Source organism: Chitinophaga sp., assembly GCF_035564935.1.
GTDB lineage: Bacteria > Bacteroidota > Bacteroidia > Chitinophagales > Chitinophagaceae > Chitinophaga.
This window is the reverse complement of the sequence record NZ_DATMTE010000200.1, coordinates 1-15,684: the sequence shown is the minus strand read 5'-3', so window position 1 is coordinate 15,684 and position 15,684 is coordinate 1. Positions and strand designations below refer to the sequence as shown.

At 48.0% G+C, this 15,684-nt stretch carries 11 protein-coding genes; 10 read left to right on the top strand and 1 reads right to left on the bottom strand.

Annotation, left to right across the window (positions count from 1 at the left end; translation table 11 throughout):
• Nucleotides 1–108 precede the first annotated feature (108 nt).
• The 4 genes from VN105_RS05215 to VN105_RS05200 are packed head-to-tail and all read left to right on the top strand — an operon-like array spanning nucleotide 109 to nucleotide 6,010.
• Nucleotides 109–3,486: a response regulator gene (locus VN105_RS05215; protein WP_325638617.1), complete on the top strand. Its 3,378-nt coding sequence runs from the start codon at nucleotides 109–111 to the stop codon at nucleotides 3,484–3,486.
• A gap of 7 nt (nucleotides 3,487–3,493) precedes the next feature.
• Complete coding sequence (locus tag VN105_RS05210) at nucleotides 3,494–4,315, top strand: protein-glutamate O-methyltransferase CheR (RefSeq protein WP_325638615.1); 822 nt, start codon at nucleotides 3,494–3,496, stop codon at nucleotides 4,313–4,315.
• The gene (locus VN105_RS05205; protein ID WP_325638619.1) at nucleotides 4,290–4,907 is read left to right on the top strand and encodes a chemotaxis protein CheB; all 618 of its coding nucleotides are present in this window, start codon (nucleotides 4,290–4,292) and stop codon (nucleotides 4,905–4,907) included. Before VN105_RS05210 ends, VN105_RS05205 begins: the two co-directional genes overlap by 26 nt.
• The gene (locus tag VN105_RS05200; protein ID WP_325638613.1) at nucleotides 4,904–6,010 is read left to right on the top strand and encodes a hybrid sensor histidine kinase/response regulator; all 1,107 of its coding nucleotides are present in this window, start codon (nucleotides 4,904–4,906) and stop codon (nucleotides 6,008–6,010) included. Before VN105_RS05205 ends, VN105_RS05200 begins: the two co-directional genes overlap by 4 nt.
• Here VN105_RS05200 and VN105_RS05195 read toward each other — a convergent pair.
• Nucleotides 6,004–6,849, bottom strand: coding sequence for a hypothetical protein (locus VN105_RS05195; protein WP_325638610.1), 846 nt, complete (start codon nucleotides 6,847–6,849; stop codon nucleotides 6,004–6,006). The two genes, VN105_RS05200 and VN105_RS05195, sit on opposite strands and share 7 nt — an antisense overlap.
• Nucleotides 6,850–7,154: 305 nt before the next feature.
• On the opposite strand from VN105_RS05195, the gene VN105_RS05190 reads away from it, so the two are divergent.
• The 6 genes from VN105_RS05190 to VN105_RS05165 all read left to right on the top strand — a co-directional run bounded on the left by VN105_RS05190 (nucleotide 7,155) and on the right by VN105_RS05165 (nucleotide 15,594).
• Nucleotides 7,155–7,700: an RNA polymerase sigma-70 factor gene (locus tag VN105_RS05190; RefSeq protein ID WP_325638608.1), complete on the top strand. Its 546-nt coding sequence runs from the start codon at nucleotides 7,155–7,157 to the stop codon at nucleotides 7,698–7,700.
• A gap of 138 nt (nucleotides 7,701–7,838) precedes the next feature.
• Nucleotides 7,839–8,720, top strand: a complete 882-nt coding sequence (locus VN105_RS05185; protein ID WP_325638606.1) for a FecR family protein — start codon at nucleotides 7,839–7,841, stop codon at nucleotides 8,718–8,720.
• Between the two features lie 211 nt (nucleotides 8,721–8,931).
• Nucleotides 8,932–12,450, top strand: a complete 3,519-nt coding sequence (locus tag VN105_RS05180; RefSeq protein ID WP_325638604.1) for a SusC/RagA family TonB-linked outer membrane protein — start codon at nucleotides 8,932–8,934, stop codon at nucleotides 12,448–12,450.
• A gap of 20 nt (nucleotides 12,451–12,470) precedes the next feature.
• Nucleotides 12,471–13,853 carry a RagB/SusD family nutrient uptake outer membrane protein gene (locus VN105_RS05175; RefSeq protein ID WP_325638602.1) on the top strand — a complete coding sequence of 461 codons (1,383 nt, stop codon included), beginning with the start codon at nucleotides 12,471–12,473 and terminating at the stop codon, nucleotides 13,851–13,853.
• Between the two features lie 18 nt (nucleotides 13,854–13,871).
• Nucleotides 13,872–15,065 carry a TlpA disulfide reductase family protein gene (locus VN105_RS05170; RefSeq protein WP_325638600.1) on the top strand — a complete coding sequence of 398 codons (1,194 nt, stop codon included), beginning with the start codon at nucleotides 13,872–13,874 and terminating at the stop codon, nucleotides 15,063–15,065.
• 22 nt (nucleotides 15,066–15,087) lie between these two features.
• A complete protein-coding gene (locus tag VN105_RS05165) occupies nucleotides 15,088–15,594 on the top strand; it encodes a hypothetical protein (protein WP_325638599.1) in 507 nt (168 codons plus the stop codon).
• Nucleotides 15,595–15,684: the final 90 nt, after the last annotated feature.

The window sequence follows — 15,684 nt, the reverse complement described above, 5'->3', positions numbered from 1 at the left end:
AAAACAAATGGTTACATTACTGTTTCAACAGGTTTTTGCTTTTGTACAAAGATATGAATATGAGCCCATTTAGGTATTTTTGCGTTAATATTGAGGAATTACTCTTTTATGAAGCTTTCATTAGTTAACAGGCTGTACCTCGGTTTTTCCGTTGTAGTACTGCTCGTTCTGCTGGGTGGTTTTTTAACATGGCGAACGTTTACTGAACAAACAGAAGAGGCGGGCTGGGTACAGCACACCTATCGTGTGCTTAATAATTCGGAAAGGGTGCAGCGCTTATTATTTGATATGGAAGCTTCCCGGAGGGGGTTTCGCAGCACTTTTAATAAAGAATTCCTGCAGCCTTATGAACTGGCACTGCCCAAAGTTGCCCCTGCTGTGAACGACCTGCGCACAATGGTGGCCGACAATCCTGCACAGGTGACAAATGTGGATTCCCTGGAAAATAGCATCAATGCTTTACTCAGCTACTGGAACCAGCTGGATCATACTCTGGCGGAGCAGCGGTTTGAGCAGAATGAGGATATTACACAGCGGGAAACCCAGCTGATGGATAATGTGCGCGCAAAGATCGGTATAATGAACGAGGAAGAGCGCCGGCTGCTGGCACTCCGGGAAGAAGTGAAGAGCAATAGCTTCACAAAAGCAGTGAGGGCACTGCTGATCAATAACGCATTTATCCTTTTGGTGGCATCCATCCTGATGAGGATCACTTACACGGAGTTCAAACGCCGCCTCCGTACACAGCAGACGCTGAACCGCAAATTGGGTGAAGTAGTGGAGAGCAATACTGCCGCCAGTGAAAAGAACTGGATACTCACAGGCGTAAATAATATGAATGACAGTTTGCAGGGAGTGAACAACCGGGATGAACTGGTACGCAAGTGCCTGCAAACCCTTACCGGCTTTGCAAACTTTATTGCCGGCGCCTTTTATTGTTATGATGAAACGTATGGCGACCTTCGTTTGTTCGCCTCCGTTAGTATGCCATCTTCGGTGCCGCATGCGGTGCCGTTAAATGAAGGTTTCATGGGAACAGCCGTATCGGGAAAAGATATCCTGGTGATCCGGGAAGTGCCGGCCGGATACTGGCAACTCAGCTCCGCGAGCGGTCATGCCCAACCCGGTTCCCTGGTACTGATGCCATTATGGACAGAGAATGAATTGCTGGGCGTTATTGAACTGGCCTCTTTCGGGGAGATAAGCTCCCCCCAATTGAAGTTGCTGGAGGTATTGTCAACAGATATAGCCGTTGCCGTTAATGCCGCTAATGCCCATGAAAAGGTTCTGCACCTGCTGCAGCAGGTACAGGAGCAAAAGGAGATCCTGGTCAGCCAGCAGGAAGAATTGCGGCAGTCCAACGAGGAACTGAGCCGGCAGTCGGAAGTATTGCAGGCATCCGAGGAAGAGCTTAAAGTACAGGAGGAAGAACTGCGCCAGGTAAATGCGGAAATAATAGAAAGGAATAAGGACCTGGAAGCCACCAGGGGTGCGCTTTCCTTAAAGGCTACCGAACTGGAGGCCAGCAGCCGGTATAAATCAGAGTTTCTTGCCAATATGTCGCACGAACTGAGGACACCGCTGAACAGTGTACTTATACTGGCGAAGATGTTGCAGGAGAATAAGGACAACAATCTCACGGCAAAACAAATGGAGTACGCAGGTATCATTTATAAATCAGGCTCTGACCTGTTGCACTTGATCAACGATGTACTGGACCTGTCAAAAATAGAAGCGGGTAAAGTGGAGATGGTGTTTGAAGATGTGCAGCTGCAAAGTATTGCAGATGACCTTTCGGACATGTTCGACGTACTGTCACAGCAAAAAGATATTTTCTTTGTTAAGAATACGGCGCCGGATGTTCCTGCTGTAATCCATACTGATAAGCTTCGCCTGCTGCAGGTGATCCGTAATCTTTTGTCCAATGCTTTTAAATTCACGCCGAAAGGCGGCGCTGTTAACCTTTCCTGGTATATGAGCGCGCCTGGTATGCTTGGGATCAGTGTATCGGATACCGGTCCGGGTATACCTGTTGATAAGCAGGAGCTGATCTTTAATGCGTTTCACCAGGGAGATGGAGGCACTAACCGGAAGTACGGCGGAACAGGACTGGGCCTTAGTATCAGCAGGGAGCTGATGCAACTGTTGCATGGGGTGCTGCGGCTTGATAACAGCAGTGCTTCAGGCAGCACTTTCACGATTATATTACCGGTTGATTCCAATGCAACGGTGGTGACGCAACCCCCGCTGGTAGGGGATACGCCTCTCCTGGTGCAGCCGCCTGCTGTTATTCATGACGACCGGGATAACCTTACCCAACAGGACAAGCCGATCCTGATCATTGAAGATGATATTTATTTTGCCGATATCCTGCGCGACTTCGCACGTAACAAGGGATTTAAAACCATTGTGGCGCACAACGGGCAGGATGGGCTTGCCTACGCACGCAAATTCCTCCCGGTAGCTATTATCCTGGATATGAACCTGCCGGTAATTGATGGCAGCAGTATTCTCAGGATATTGAAAAGTAGTGAAGAGCTGAGTAAGATCCTTGTTCATGTGGTAACGGGAGCAGATATACAAGCCATTAGGGAAGATAACATACATGGCTATACGAGAAAGCCGCTGGAACTGAACGACCTGGAAACGCTGTTTGGAGGCATCAGCGCACAACTGCAGGCACGGCTTAAGAAAGTACTGCTGGTATCGGTAGGTCCGCTTAGTGGGAATACCGCTCTCGAAACAATGAGTGCAGAAAGGAAACTTGATACCAGGTATGATGTTGCACCAGGCATCCCGGAAGCACAGGTATTCCTGGAAAACACAAGGTATGATGCCGTGATTGTTGAAATAGGAGAAGATCTCCAGGCCGGAATACAACAGCTGGAATCGCTGATGCAGATCCCTGAAGCCGGTAATACACCACTGATTGTTTACCTTGACCAGGATATTACCAGCAACGAAGAACAGTTGCTGAAGAAATATGCCTCCGCTATTGTACGAAATTCCACTCATGCTACAGACAGGCTGATGGATGAACTGGAACTGTTCCTCTATAAGCTGCAAGGAAAAACAGAGAGCGAAAACACAGGTAGCAACTGGGCGGAAGGCCAGCTTTCCGGTAAAACAGTACTGCTGGCAGATGATGATATGCGCAATGTTTTTTCTATCAGTGCACTGATGGAAGAACAGGGTATTTCCGTGCTTACTGCTGCCGATGGCCGGGAAGCGCTGGATGTGTTGCATCGGCATCCCGCTGTAGACCTGGTGCTGATGGATATTATGATGCCGGAAATGGATGGCTATGAAGCTATGAAAGAGATCCGTGCGGATGCACGGTTCCAGCAACTGCCGGTGATCGCGCTTACTGCAAAGGCAATGGCGGGCGACCGGCAAAAGTGTATGGAAGCAGGGGCGTCGGATTATATTGCCAAACCGGTGGATAATTTTAAATTGCTTTCCCTGCTAAGAGTTTGGTTGTCATAAAAAGTATATGGTAGAGGAGATCAGCCATACGGATTTTACAGAGCTGCTGAAAATTATCCAGCAGCGTTACGGGTACGATTTTACAGATTACTCGGCCGCTTCGCTCAGGCGCCGCTTCAGTCGCTTCACAGGTTTTGCGGGAGTGGAAAGTATTTTTGAACTGAAACACCGGTTATTGAATGAAGCACCCTTTTTCCGTAAAATGGTGCGGTATATCACAGTGAATGTTACTGAAATGTTCCGTGATCCATCTTTTTACAGGGCGCTGAGAGAACAGGTAATACCGCGGCTGGCATCTTACCCGATTATTAAAATATGGCACGCAGGCTGCTCTACCGGGGAGGAAGTATATTCTATGGCTATACTGATGGAGGAAGCAGGCTTGCTGGACCGTTGCAGGATTTATGCCACGGATCTCAATGAAGCCAACCTGGAACAGGCGGAAAGCGGTATCATTGCCTTAAAGGATATGAAAGAGTATACTGCCAATTATATGCAATCCGGCGGGGTCAGCGATTTTTCCAATTACTATACCGCGCATTATGGCAATGCAATTATTCATCCCTCTTTGCGACGCAATATTATTTTCTTTCAACATAACCTGGTAACAGACCAGGTGTTCAATGAATTTCAGCTCATCTGTTGCAGGAATGTTTTTATTTATTTTAACAGAACACTGCAAAACCGCGTGGTAAAATTGTTTTATGAAAGCTTAACTTCGCTGGGATACCTGGCATTAGGTATCAAAGAGTCATTATTATATAATGAAGAACAGGCGAAATTTGAGACGGTAAACCAGGCTAATAAAATTTTCAGACGTAAAATATAAACAGCTGACAACCCCCGAGTCATACAGGATCCTTGTTATTGGCGGTTCCGCCGGTAGTATGCCTGTGCTAACCGCATTGATGAAGGAACTCCCCGCGCCGTTTCCTATACCGGTGGTTATTGTTATTCACCGGTTGAAAAATGTGAAGAGTGAGCTGGGCGCCTTGCTATCCGGGGAACAAAGAATTACAGAACCGGATGATAAAGAATTATTATTACCCGGACATATTTATCTTGCCCCTCAGAATTACCACTTGCTTATAGAAGCCGACGGTACTATTTCGCTTGACTACTCGGAACCTGTAAATTTCAGCCGGCCGGCTATAGACCTGAGTTTTAGCAGTGCCGCCGAAGCGTTTGGCAAATACACGCTGGCGATATTACTCAGTGGCGCCAATAAAGATGGTGCAACAGGAATTTGCCGTGTAGCCGCGTCCGGGGGAATGGCAATTGTACAGGATCCTCTTACAGCAGCGTTCAGTACAATGCCCCGGGCTGCCCTGGATCTTTGCCAGGGTATCCGGACAATGACAGTAGATGAGATGATCGATTACTTAAGAAATATTAGCACGAAAACAAATATTGAGAAATGAAGCAGCGCAACCCAAAAACCTTTACAATACTGCTTGTAGATGATAAACCGGAGAACCTGGTATCCCTGGAACATATGCTGGAAGGCGATAACCGCGTGATCTTAAAAGCCGGTTCCGGAAATGAAGCACTAAAAACAGTGCTCCGGCAGGATGATATCGGCCTCATCATGCTGGATGTACAAATGCCCGATATGGATGGCTACGAGGTAGCGCGTCTTCTTCAAACAAATCCAAAAACAAAAAATATCTCCATCATCTTTGTAACAGCCATTAATAAGGAAGAACAATACGTGATGCGGGGCTTTGAAGAAGGAGCGGTTGATTACCTGTCAAAACCATTGGATATAAATGTGACACGGGCAAAGGTAAGTGTGTTTGAAAAGCTATACCGCTACCAGTATGAGCTAAAGGAGGCGATGACGGAGAAGGAGAAGGTGAACAAGCAACTGGAGCGTTTTATGTACGTAGTGGCCCATGACCTGAAATCGCCGTTGTCCGGCGCCATCGGATTGCTGGCACTGATCAACGAAGATGAGCGTATACAAAATGCACCGGATCTGAAAGAATATATGAAAATTGTTCTGGGCGCCACCAATCACCTCACGGAAATGATTACATCTATGCTGGAATATACCCGGCAGAGTGATTTGGAACAAACCATTGAAGAAGTGGATGTTCACGAACTGGTAACACAACTATCAAAGCTGTTGTTTCCACCCGCCAATATTCACATTGATACGGTGGGTACTTTGCCGGTGTTACATACCAACAAACTAAAGCTGCAACAGGTATTTCAGAACCTGATCTCCAATGCTATCAAGTATAACGACAAGAAAGAAGGAGTGATTACCATCGGAGGAACTGATAAAGGGGAGTTCTATGAATTTTATGTGAAAGACAATGGACCGGGTGTTGCCAAACGCGATACCGATCGCATCTTCAAACTTTTTGAACGGCTGGATAACGAAGGCCGTGGCGAAGGTACCGGCATTGGTCTTAATATATTCAAACTGCTGGTGGAAGAACAAGGGGGGAAAGTATGGGTAGATTCCCTCCCCGGTGAAGGCAGCACGTTCTACTTCCTCTGGCGCCAGCGTTACTGACCGGCGTTCTCAAAGATCCATAACCTGCCGCTCACCTGCTGGGTGGTAACAGGTAAACAGGATACCAGCAATGTGTTATGTGCCAGCTCCCAGCTCCAGTTACGGATAGAATTTTCCGGAGAAGAAAACAGTTGCATCACTTTTCTGTTGATGTCCACTATATTGGTTGCTTTATTCCGCAGCTGCATGATGGCGTCTGAAAGCACGGCGGGAAGCTGTTCTCCGGGGCCCGACAGTCCCAGCAGGGCAGCGCCTTCCTGGTTTACCCAGCCGGAAAGCCCGTCGTTGTTGATGAACACCAGTGCATGAGGGATGGCGTGCAGTATTGCGGCAAAGCGGATGGCTACCTGCTGAAAGTAGATCTGTTGCCGGGAATGCACCAATATCTCTTTCAACCGTAAGCGGATCGTTTCTATGCACTCCATGAAACCGGCATCAAAGGAAGGTGGTTCACTCCAGCCTAAAATAAGAAGGCTGTTATCAGGACTGGTATTCACCGGCATGATCAACGCCGATACGAGTGCCGGCATTATTTCTTTGAACACATTTTCTTCCGGTGGTGGTAACCCGCACCAGTAAATGGTTTTAAAGCCATGCGCGTACAACAGCTTTTGAATGGGCTCAGGGCTCAGCACAATGTCGTTCAGATGAAGCGGGGAGGCGCATTTAACCCTGGCGGTGGTTTCGTCCTCAAATTCCAGTTGCAGCGCAATAGTTGCTCCCATCAGGTTTTTTACCAGGGAAATACTGAAGGCAAGAAAAGAGGAAATATGTTTTTCCTTATCCCATCTGCTGGTTTGATTGATAAAATTTAAAGCTTTACGCTCCCAGGTGCTCACAAGTTTGCAATTAAAAAGATGAATTAGAGAAACGATTGTATGGCAGCTGCTACTTCCTGTGGCGCCGGCTCATAGCGTTTTGGGCTGATGAAAAGGTTATCCTGGGAAGCCGGGCCGGTCTGGGTAACTTATATGCCTGAAGCCACTGGCCGTGAATGTCGCATCTTCCAAATATAAGTAATTCCTTTGAACTACCTATTTGCAGGTATGATCGGTTCCGGCATGATGTGGCAACTATTACAACGGGCGCCTTGCTTTTTTGAAACGCTTTTACATATATTTACGCTTAAACCTTTTGGTGATTGATGGACTTGCAGGATACCGCGCTGCTGGAACGAATGCAGTTACTGGACGATAAAGCTGCCTTTGATGAGTTGTATCACCGTTACTGGGAGCCACTATATATAGCTGCTTACGCCAGGCTGCAAAATGAAGCAGACGCAAAAGATTGTCTTCAGGAAGTGTTTGTATCCCTTTGGCATAAAAGAAAGGAAATCGTTATCCGGCAACGGCTGGATGCTTATCTCTTTATGGCGTTGAAATACCGTGTGCTCAATCATCTCAGGTATAATAGTACCTACCGGAAACATCTCGATACTTTTGCTGATTTCCCGCTTCCCTTTTTGCCTTCGGCAGATGAACACCTTACCTTTACTGAAATACAGGAGATCATCGCGGGTACGATTGCCGATATGCCCGAAAAAATGAAAACAGTGTACCTGCTAAGTCGCCGCGACGGGTTATCGGTGCAGGAAACAGCTACACAACTGGGCATCTCCCCACAAACGGTAAAAAACCAGCTGAGCACCGCTCTCAAAAAACTGAAAGACAGGCTACAGTTCTACAAATAAATTTTTTTTCAAACAACCTGGTACTATCACTCCGCAGGAGTGTCTTTAATAATACAAATGGTTAAAAGCGTGGATGCTCAAGATAAAATAGCGAAGATCCTCCAGCGGCTTGAAACCGGAACCTGTACTCCACAAGAAATGGAATGGTTGCAAAACTGGTATGAATCCCGGGAAAAGCAGCCTGTGCAGGTATTCCGGGATGAAGCCCATAGGCAACAGGTACATACTGATGTGCTGCAGCATATCCATGCACAGCTGGAACCCCCGGCTGTACCCGTGGTAAGGATGCGTTACCGCTGGCAGATCGCAGCTGCAATGCTGGGTGTAATAGGGGCAGCAGGCTGGTGGTTTTTCAATAACTGGCAATCCCGTCACCAAATGATAGTAGTGCAGGTTGCGGCCGGTGATCAGCGGGAAATGCTGCTGCCAGACAGCTCACGTGTATGGCTCAACGCCGGCGCACGAATAGAGTACCCCCGGCAATTCAGCGAGGTACGCACCGTGAAGCTCGAAGGAGAAGCATTCTTTGATATACAGCCGGATGAACATCACCCGTTTGAGGTACACACGCAGGAAATTAATGTGCAGGTGCTGGGCACCTCTTTCGATGTAAAGGCATACAGTACGCTCGATGAAACGCAGGTAACCGTGAAAACAGGCATGGTGAAGGTATTGCACGACCAGAAAGGATTGGATGTGCTCAGCGCCAATGACCAGCTGACTTTCAGCAGGTCCGCACAACAATACATGAAATCAAAAGTAGACAACCAACAGATCAATGAATGGGCCAGCGGCATGATCAGTCTTTCACAGGCGGGGTTTGCAGAACTGGCGCTAACACTGGAGAATCAGTATGGGGTACATATCCGGTACAACCCCGCGGAAATGAAACACGACGAATACACATTGCGTTGCAGCAAAAAGCTAACGATTACAGAAGTACTGGACCTGGTGAGCAGCATACATCCTGTACAATATGAAATAAAGGACAAAGAAATTACCATACACCGTAAAAACTAATACCGCATACAAGGAGGATGCAACCAAAATTAGTAAGGATGGAACCTTAAAGCCATCCCTGCGATAGCTATGCCCTTCGGGGAAACAAAAAGCCGCACCTGTTAGAGCAGATACGGCTTTTAGAAAAGTTATACAACAGTCAGGCAGTGATTTGCAGGCACGCTTGATGACTGTTATATGCATTTAGTTAACACTAAAATCAACCAAATATATGCAAAAATTGCTTACGCTAACTTTTATACAACGTCTTATGAGATGGAGCGTAATGGTTACCCTTTTTATCACCGGAGGAATTACCCTCCTGTATGCCAATAACGGGTACAGCCAACTGTTACAGCAGGTAAGGGTAACAGAAAAATTCGAAAACGAATCCCTTGCCGCATGTGTGAAGAAACTGGAATCAGGATATCATCTTTCCTTTGGATACGACCACCAGGATCTGGCCGGTTACCAGGTAAAGAAACTGAGATTTGTAAATGAACGGCTGGAAAAGGTAATGGCATCATTGCTTGAAAATACACCGCTCAGCTTTGTGGAAAAAAACGGGGTACTGCTTATTGTACGGAAAGCAGCGCCTGCTGTGCCGCAGCAACAGCCGGCTCCCGGTAAAATAAAGGGGATCGTTACAGACGGGGAGCAGCCGGTACCCGGTGTAACTGTAAAGGCCGCCGGTACCCGTTATTACGCGGTAACCAGCCCGGAAGGCGCCTTTGAAATTACATTGCCTGCGGGAAACTATACCCTGCAGTTAACTTCTATCGGCTATAGATCGGTTATACAGGCAGTAAAAGTAACGCCGGGTGCTACCGCATTGCAGAAAATTATGATGACAGTAGAAGCCTCCCGCTTAACTGAAGCGGTAGTGATTGGCTATGGCGTCCAGGAAAGACGCAGCCTGCTGGGCGCTGTTGCTACCTTTAATGCGGCAGATGCACCCGGGCAAACACCCGTTACCATTGATGAAGCGCTGGTAGGCAAACTGCCCGGCGTTTTTATTGCACCTTCCAGCGGTGTGCCGGGAGCTGCCTCCAATATCACCATCCGCGGTATCAGTACACTCAATGCCAATGGCAATTCCCCGCTTATAGTAGTAGACGGGGTACCTATTTATGGCATTGATCCCAACCTGAACACCGTGGATTATAATAAAGGCAATTCGGCAGGGTTTTCTTTCGGTGGCAACCAGGTTGTGAACGAATACCGGCAGCCAACTACCTTTGAAAAAAATCCCCTGGCCACCATTAACCCGGACGATATTGAATCAATAGAGGTGCTTAAAGATGCATACTCCACAGCCATTTACGGCTCCCGTGGTTCCGCCGGTGTAATTCTCATTACTACCAGGAAAGGGAGTCGCGGCAAAATGAGGGTAGATGTGCAGCTTAGCACCGCCTTCAGCAAACCCCGGCAGCTTCCTTCGGTGATGACCGGCAACCAGTACGCGGATTTCTATACAGAACTTTTCCGCCAGAAGGATTCCATAGGGAAAGCACAACAGGGAGGCTGGTATATTCCAAAGAACTATCAATTTCCCAAAGGCGTAAACACCAACTGGCTGGATGAAGTAGTACGCACCGCCAACAGTAACAATGCCATTGTATCTATGAGCGGAGGTACAGAGAAGTCGAACTACTACGTAAGCCTGGGCTACAACAAAGAACAGTCCTATATTATCAACAATGACTTTACCCGTTACCAGGGTCGTGTAAATTTCGACAACCAGATGTCGAAGTCGCTGAAAGTAGGCGTGAGCATGTCGCTGAACCAGGCCACCAATAATGCGCTCAGCGCGCAGCAGGCATACCGCAACGCTATCCAGAAGGCGCCGAATATTGGTGTGTACGACAGCACAGGATATAAGTATAACTGGTTGTATGGTAATAACCCTACCGGTCCTGAAGATATATCCAACCCGGTGGCGCAGGCCATGTCCGGTAAAAACTACAGCACCGACAACCGCGTGCTGGGCAATGCGTTTGCAGACCTGAAACTGCGCCCGTGGTTAACAGCGCATTCAGATGTAGGGGTCGACTGGATCAACTCCCGTTCCTATAACCGCATCATCGACCGGCCCAAGCTGGTTGGCGGTTCCGCCACCGAAACACAGCAACAGCTAAGGAAATGGGTGATCAACAACCGTGTTGATATTAATAAGATCATCGGAAACGGACACGCCATCAGCGCTATGCTGGGGCAGAGCTTTGAGAAGTCGGTAGAGAATGCCAACGGCGTGTACGGTACACAGTTCCTTACAAATGAAATGCTGAGCATTTCCACCGCCAGGGATAAAAGAGTACTTTCTTCCCTGCAGCAACAGTGGGCGCAGGTATCTTACCTGAGCCGGCTGAACTATGAATATAAACATAAATACCTGGCAGGGGTTACCTATCGCCTGGATGGCTCCTCCCGCTTTTCCGCCAATCACCGTTATGTGGGTTTCCCTTCCTTTGCATTGGGATGGGTACCCAGTGAAGAAGGATTCCTGAAAGGCGCCAAAGCCATAGAGCAACTGAAGATCCGTGCCAGCGTTGGGTTTACAGGTAACGACGGCGGCACCGGTTATTATGGTAACCAGGGCCAGTATGTGGTAGATGTGTACGGCGCCACCTATGGCAATACGTCCACTATCGGGAATAAACAGCCCGCAAATCCCAACCTGGAATGGGAGCGGACCACCACCTGGAACATAGGCGCCGATATCAGTCTATGGAAAGGGCGCGTTACCGGTACTATTGATTACTACCGTCGTCAGACCGCCAACGCCATCCTGCAATCGGCATTACCTTATTTTATGGGTTTTGACCTGCAGCAGCAGAACCGCGCCGACCTTACCAATAAAGGGATTGAATTTAGCGTCACCAGTGAGAATATAGCTACTAAAGACTTTCACTGGAACACTACCTTCAATATTTCGGGCAACCGTAACATTGTTACCCGCTTACACCAGATCAATGAAGAACAGTTGGCAGCTGAGAATGAAATCTCCGGCGGCCGCTTCTGGCGTGTAGGTCACTCCGCTACTGCTTTTTACCTGTATGAATGGGGCAGTGTAAACCCCGCCAACGGGCAACCTCAATGGGTGGACAACAGCGGCAAAATATCTGAAGTGCCTATCCAGCAGCAGTATCCTGATGCGCCTTATGTGCACCGGAAATATATGGGCGATGCCATGCCGGTGGTATTTGGCGGATTGGGTAATACATTTACCTGGAAAAATATTGAACTGAACTGCTTCTTCTCTTTCTCCGCAGGAAATAAAATGTATAACGGCGCCAAAGCCGCCATGTACAGCTACCTGGGCAGTTCTTCTTCCGCCAATAACGTATACAATCTTTCTTCCGACCTGCTGGATTACTGGAGGTATGCAGGGCAACAAACCGGCATTCCCGCACTGATCAATAATTCCAATTATGCACAGGCCGGATTTGGCACTTCATACGATTATACGCTGGACCGGAAAAATTCCCGTTTCCTGGAAGATGCATCTTTCGTGAAACTCCGCAGCCTTTTGCTGGGATATAACTTCAGCAGCCGCCAGCTACAGCGCAGCCACCTGTTTACCGCGCTGAAAATTTATGCAGAAGCGAACAATGTATTCATCCTCACAAAGTATTCCGGCCTGGATCCTGAAGTGAGCGCATACGGCTCCTCCGCATTAAACATGGGATATGATGAGCTCACGATGCCTTCTCCGCGTACCTGGAGAGTAGGCGTAAAAGCATCTTTCTAAATTTAAAAATTCAGCCGGATATGAACAAATACAGTTACCATATCATTCTTTTTACAATGCTGCTGGCACTGGGCGCCTGCAACAGGCAACTGGACCTGAAGCCGGAAGGCACCATGATAGAATCGGAATTGCTGAGATACAAGCAAACCACCGGGAATTACCTGGCAGATACTTATCTCCGTATGATGAATGCCTGTGCAGGTAATAGTTATCAGTTGGGAGATATTTCTGGGGGTATAGCTTCCACTTTTGATCAGAACCTGGTGACGGGGACCATTGATCCGCGCGACGACAATTACTACGCATTATGGTCAGGGCCTTATGTAACCATTAACCAGTGTAATGTGATCATTAACCAGCTGCCGCAATACGCGGAATTTGATAAAGCCAGCCAGGCGGAATTTATTGGCGAAGCCAGGTTTATACGCAGCTATTGTTACATGACACTGTTACGGCTATACGGCGATGGCGCCCTGGAAGGAAAGCCTGATAATATGGGCGTACCGTTAAGGCTTAGTCCCTTTGACGGTTACAACGGATCGCAGGATGTACCCAGGGCTACTAACGCGGAAGTATATACGCAAATGCTGAACGACCTGGATGCGGCTATACTGGATCTGCCGGCCGTTCGCCCGGATGCGCTCAGCCAGGGCAGCAGGGCCACCAAAGGCGCCGCTAACGCATTGGCTGCAAGAATATGCCTGTACAGCCGCCAGTATGAAAAAGCAGCTGCTTATGCCCAGGCTGCTATGGCAGGTAATAACTACCAGCTACAGCCCAGCTTCTGGACGCTTTGGCCGGATAATTCCGCCAGCGGTGGCAGCTATCCGCTGAGCAGGGAAATACTGTTCGCTTTCCCTGAAAGCTTTAATAAAACATCAAAATCAAACGATAACAACGGGATCTATTATGTGTATGGATATAACAAAGCGCTCCCTGATTTCGTGGCTTCCTATGGTGCAGGCGATGAACGGAAAGACAGCCTCAACCTGTTTGGAAAGGAAGTGATGCGCAAATTCACGGATATGAATATACGTGATAACGTACCAATGATCCGTCTTGCTGAAGTAATGCTTACAGCTTCAGAAGCGCTGGCCCATACCAGTGGAGTGAACGCCACTTCCATCAATTTACTGAACCGGGTATACGCCCGCGCCTATACGAAAAATGGTCCGCCGCATGTATACACTGCGGCCGATTTTGCAACCCCGGCTGCACTGATCAGCAGGATAATACAGGAACGCCGCTGGGAGCTTGCCTTTGAAGGCTTTGCCCGGTTCGATGCCATCCGCACGGGCACACCGCCTAACCCGCAATTGCCGGCTAACCGTTTTGCTTTGCCGGTACCGCAACATGAAATTGACATTACCCAGGGGCTGATCAAACAGAACCCTGCTTATTAACCATTAAAACAATACCAGATGAAAAGAATCGTCATTGCCTTGTTAGCCGCCCTGCTATACCAGGGCAGCTACGCCCAGCAGCAGATTGTATTGAAGGGCACTATTAAAGGCGACCTGAAGGGGTATAATAAAATGTATATTTATTCCCGTACCTACCACGATTCCGCGGTGATCACCAACGGGCATTATACAATTAACATTCCCTTTAAGGAACCTGTATTCCTGATGTTGTATCCCGAATATATCCAGGCCCAACGCCAGATGTATGTGCCTTTCGGTATCCTGATGGATAAACCGGTTACCTACACCGTTACCTCTGATATTGAAAAGGGCATGAGCGCTTCCGTGGTGAAAGGCTCCGAAGCGGTGGAACTGCTACAGGCCTACACAAAAACGAAGGAGACTGCATGGAAACAGGTCAGAGAAACATTAAAAAAGGAATTTGGACAACCCTGGATGGATGAAAAAAGTCCCCGCCATGTGGAGTTTGAAACCAGGCAAAAAGCATTGCAGCAGGAGCACCTGGTGCCTTTGCTGCAGCAACTGGTAAAGCAGCATCCTAATTCTTTTGCCGCTGTTTTCAGCCTGGGCGAAGCAAGGGAGATGATGAGTGCCGACCAACAGGAACGGCTATACGCTGATTTATCACCTGCCATGAAGCAAACCAAAGAAGCCATGGAGTTCCATCAATTCACAGAAGGGATTAAAAATTCTGCCGTAGGCAAAAAAGTAAAAAACTTTACACTACCGGATGAGAAAGATCAATCCCTTTCCTTCAGCCAGTTTAAAGGCAAATATGTGCTGATAGATTTCTGGGCCAGCTGGTGTTCGCCATGCAGGCAATCGTTCCCACATATGCGGGAAGTGTTTCAGCAATACAAAGATCAGCACTTCGATATCTACAGCATCTCCATCGATAAAAGTAAAGCCGACTGGCTGAAAGCGGTGGCACAGGAAAACAATCCCTGGAAGCAGGCGCTGGATAATATCAACATTGCCGGTAGCGGTTTTGCCATCACCGGTGTGCCCACTACTTACCTGATCAGTCCTGATGGGGAAATACTGATGAAGGAAGTAGGCTTTGAACCAGATGGCAGCGGCGCTATTGAAAAGAAACTGGCGGAACTGTTTGGCGGCGCTGCAAAGCCTGGTGCAAAACCCGCTGCAGCAACTAAAACAATGAAGGCCGTCCCAATGACGCCTATGCAATAATTATCTTCTTAAATTATTTTTTATGAAGAAAATACTGACATTGTTGTTCATCTGCTGCTGCACCGCCGTTATGGGGCAAATGCAGGCTGCACAGAAGATCATCCCGGATTATACGCATGAAACGCTGATCAGAAGCTCGCCGGTGAAAATATGGCGCCTTATCCGCAACCTGCCGGAGGTAAAGGATTACGCCAATGGAACCATCAAAGACGTGCAGATCGTTACAGAAAACGATACCCGCTACCGCGACCTTACCTTCACGGACAACCGCAAGCGCCGGGATATGATTGACCAGGTACATGAGTCATACAAGTTTTTTGTTTTCAGCATCGTTTCACCCCTGCCTGCCGGTATTAAGCATGCAACGGTAACCGCCCTGGTAGAGTCTTTACCCGACAAGGACGACACCTCCGTGATAAGGTGGAGCATCATACTGGAAGGAAACAAAAGCGCCCGCAAACCGCTCGTAGACACCCTCTCCGCCGAGATCAGCAACTACGAAACGGGGCTGAAGAAGCTGCTCGAATAGCTACGCGGAGTTTGTCTGACTCAGGATTAAACTGATTACACTGATTACCCTGATTTGATTTTGTAATGATTTTAAAATGATTTGGGGGAG

Excerpts from the sequence above, each read along its gene's own strand:
- VN105_RS05215 (WP_325638617.1), top strand. The coding sequence starts at position 109 with ATGAAGCTTTCATTAGTTAACAGGCTGTACCTCGGTTTTTCCGTTGTA.
- VN105_RS05210 (WP_325638615.1), top strand. The coding sequence starts at position 3,494 with ATGGTAGAGGAGATCAGCCATACGGATTTTACAGAGCTGCTGAAAATT.
- VN105_RS05200 (WP_325638613.1), top strand. The coding sequence starts at position 4,904 with ATGAAGCAGCGCAACCCAAAAACCTTTACAATACTGCTTGTAGATGAT.
- VN105_RS05190 (WP_325638608.1), top strand. The coding sequence starts at position 7,155 with ATGGACTTGCAGGATACCGCGCTGCTGGAACGAATGCAGTTACTGGAC.
- VN105_RS05185 (WP_325638606.1), top strand. The coding sequence starts at position 7,839 with ATGGAATGGTTGCAAAACTGGTATGAATCCCGGGAAAAGCAGCCTGTG.
- VN105_RS05180 (WP_325638604.1), top strand. The coding sequence starts at position 8,932 with ATGCAAAAATTGCTTACGCTAACTTTTATACAACGTCTTATGAGATGG.
- VN105_RS05175 (WP_325638602.1), top strand. The coding sequence starts at position 12,471 with ATGAACAAATACAGTTACCATATCATTCTTTTTACAATGCTGCTGGCA.
- VN105_RS05170 (WP_325638600.1), top strand. The coding sequence starts at position 13,872 with ATGAAAAGAATCGTCATTGCCTTGTTAGCCGCCCTGCTATACCAGGGC.
- VN105_RS05165 (WP_325638599.1), top strand. The coding sequence starts at position 15,088 with ATGAAGAAAATACTGACATTGTTGTTCATCTGCTGCTGCACCGCCGTT.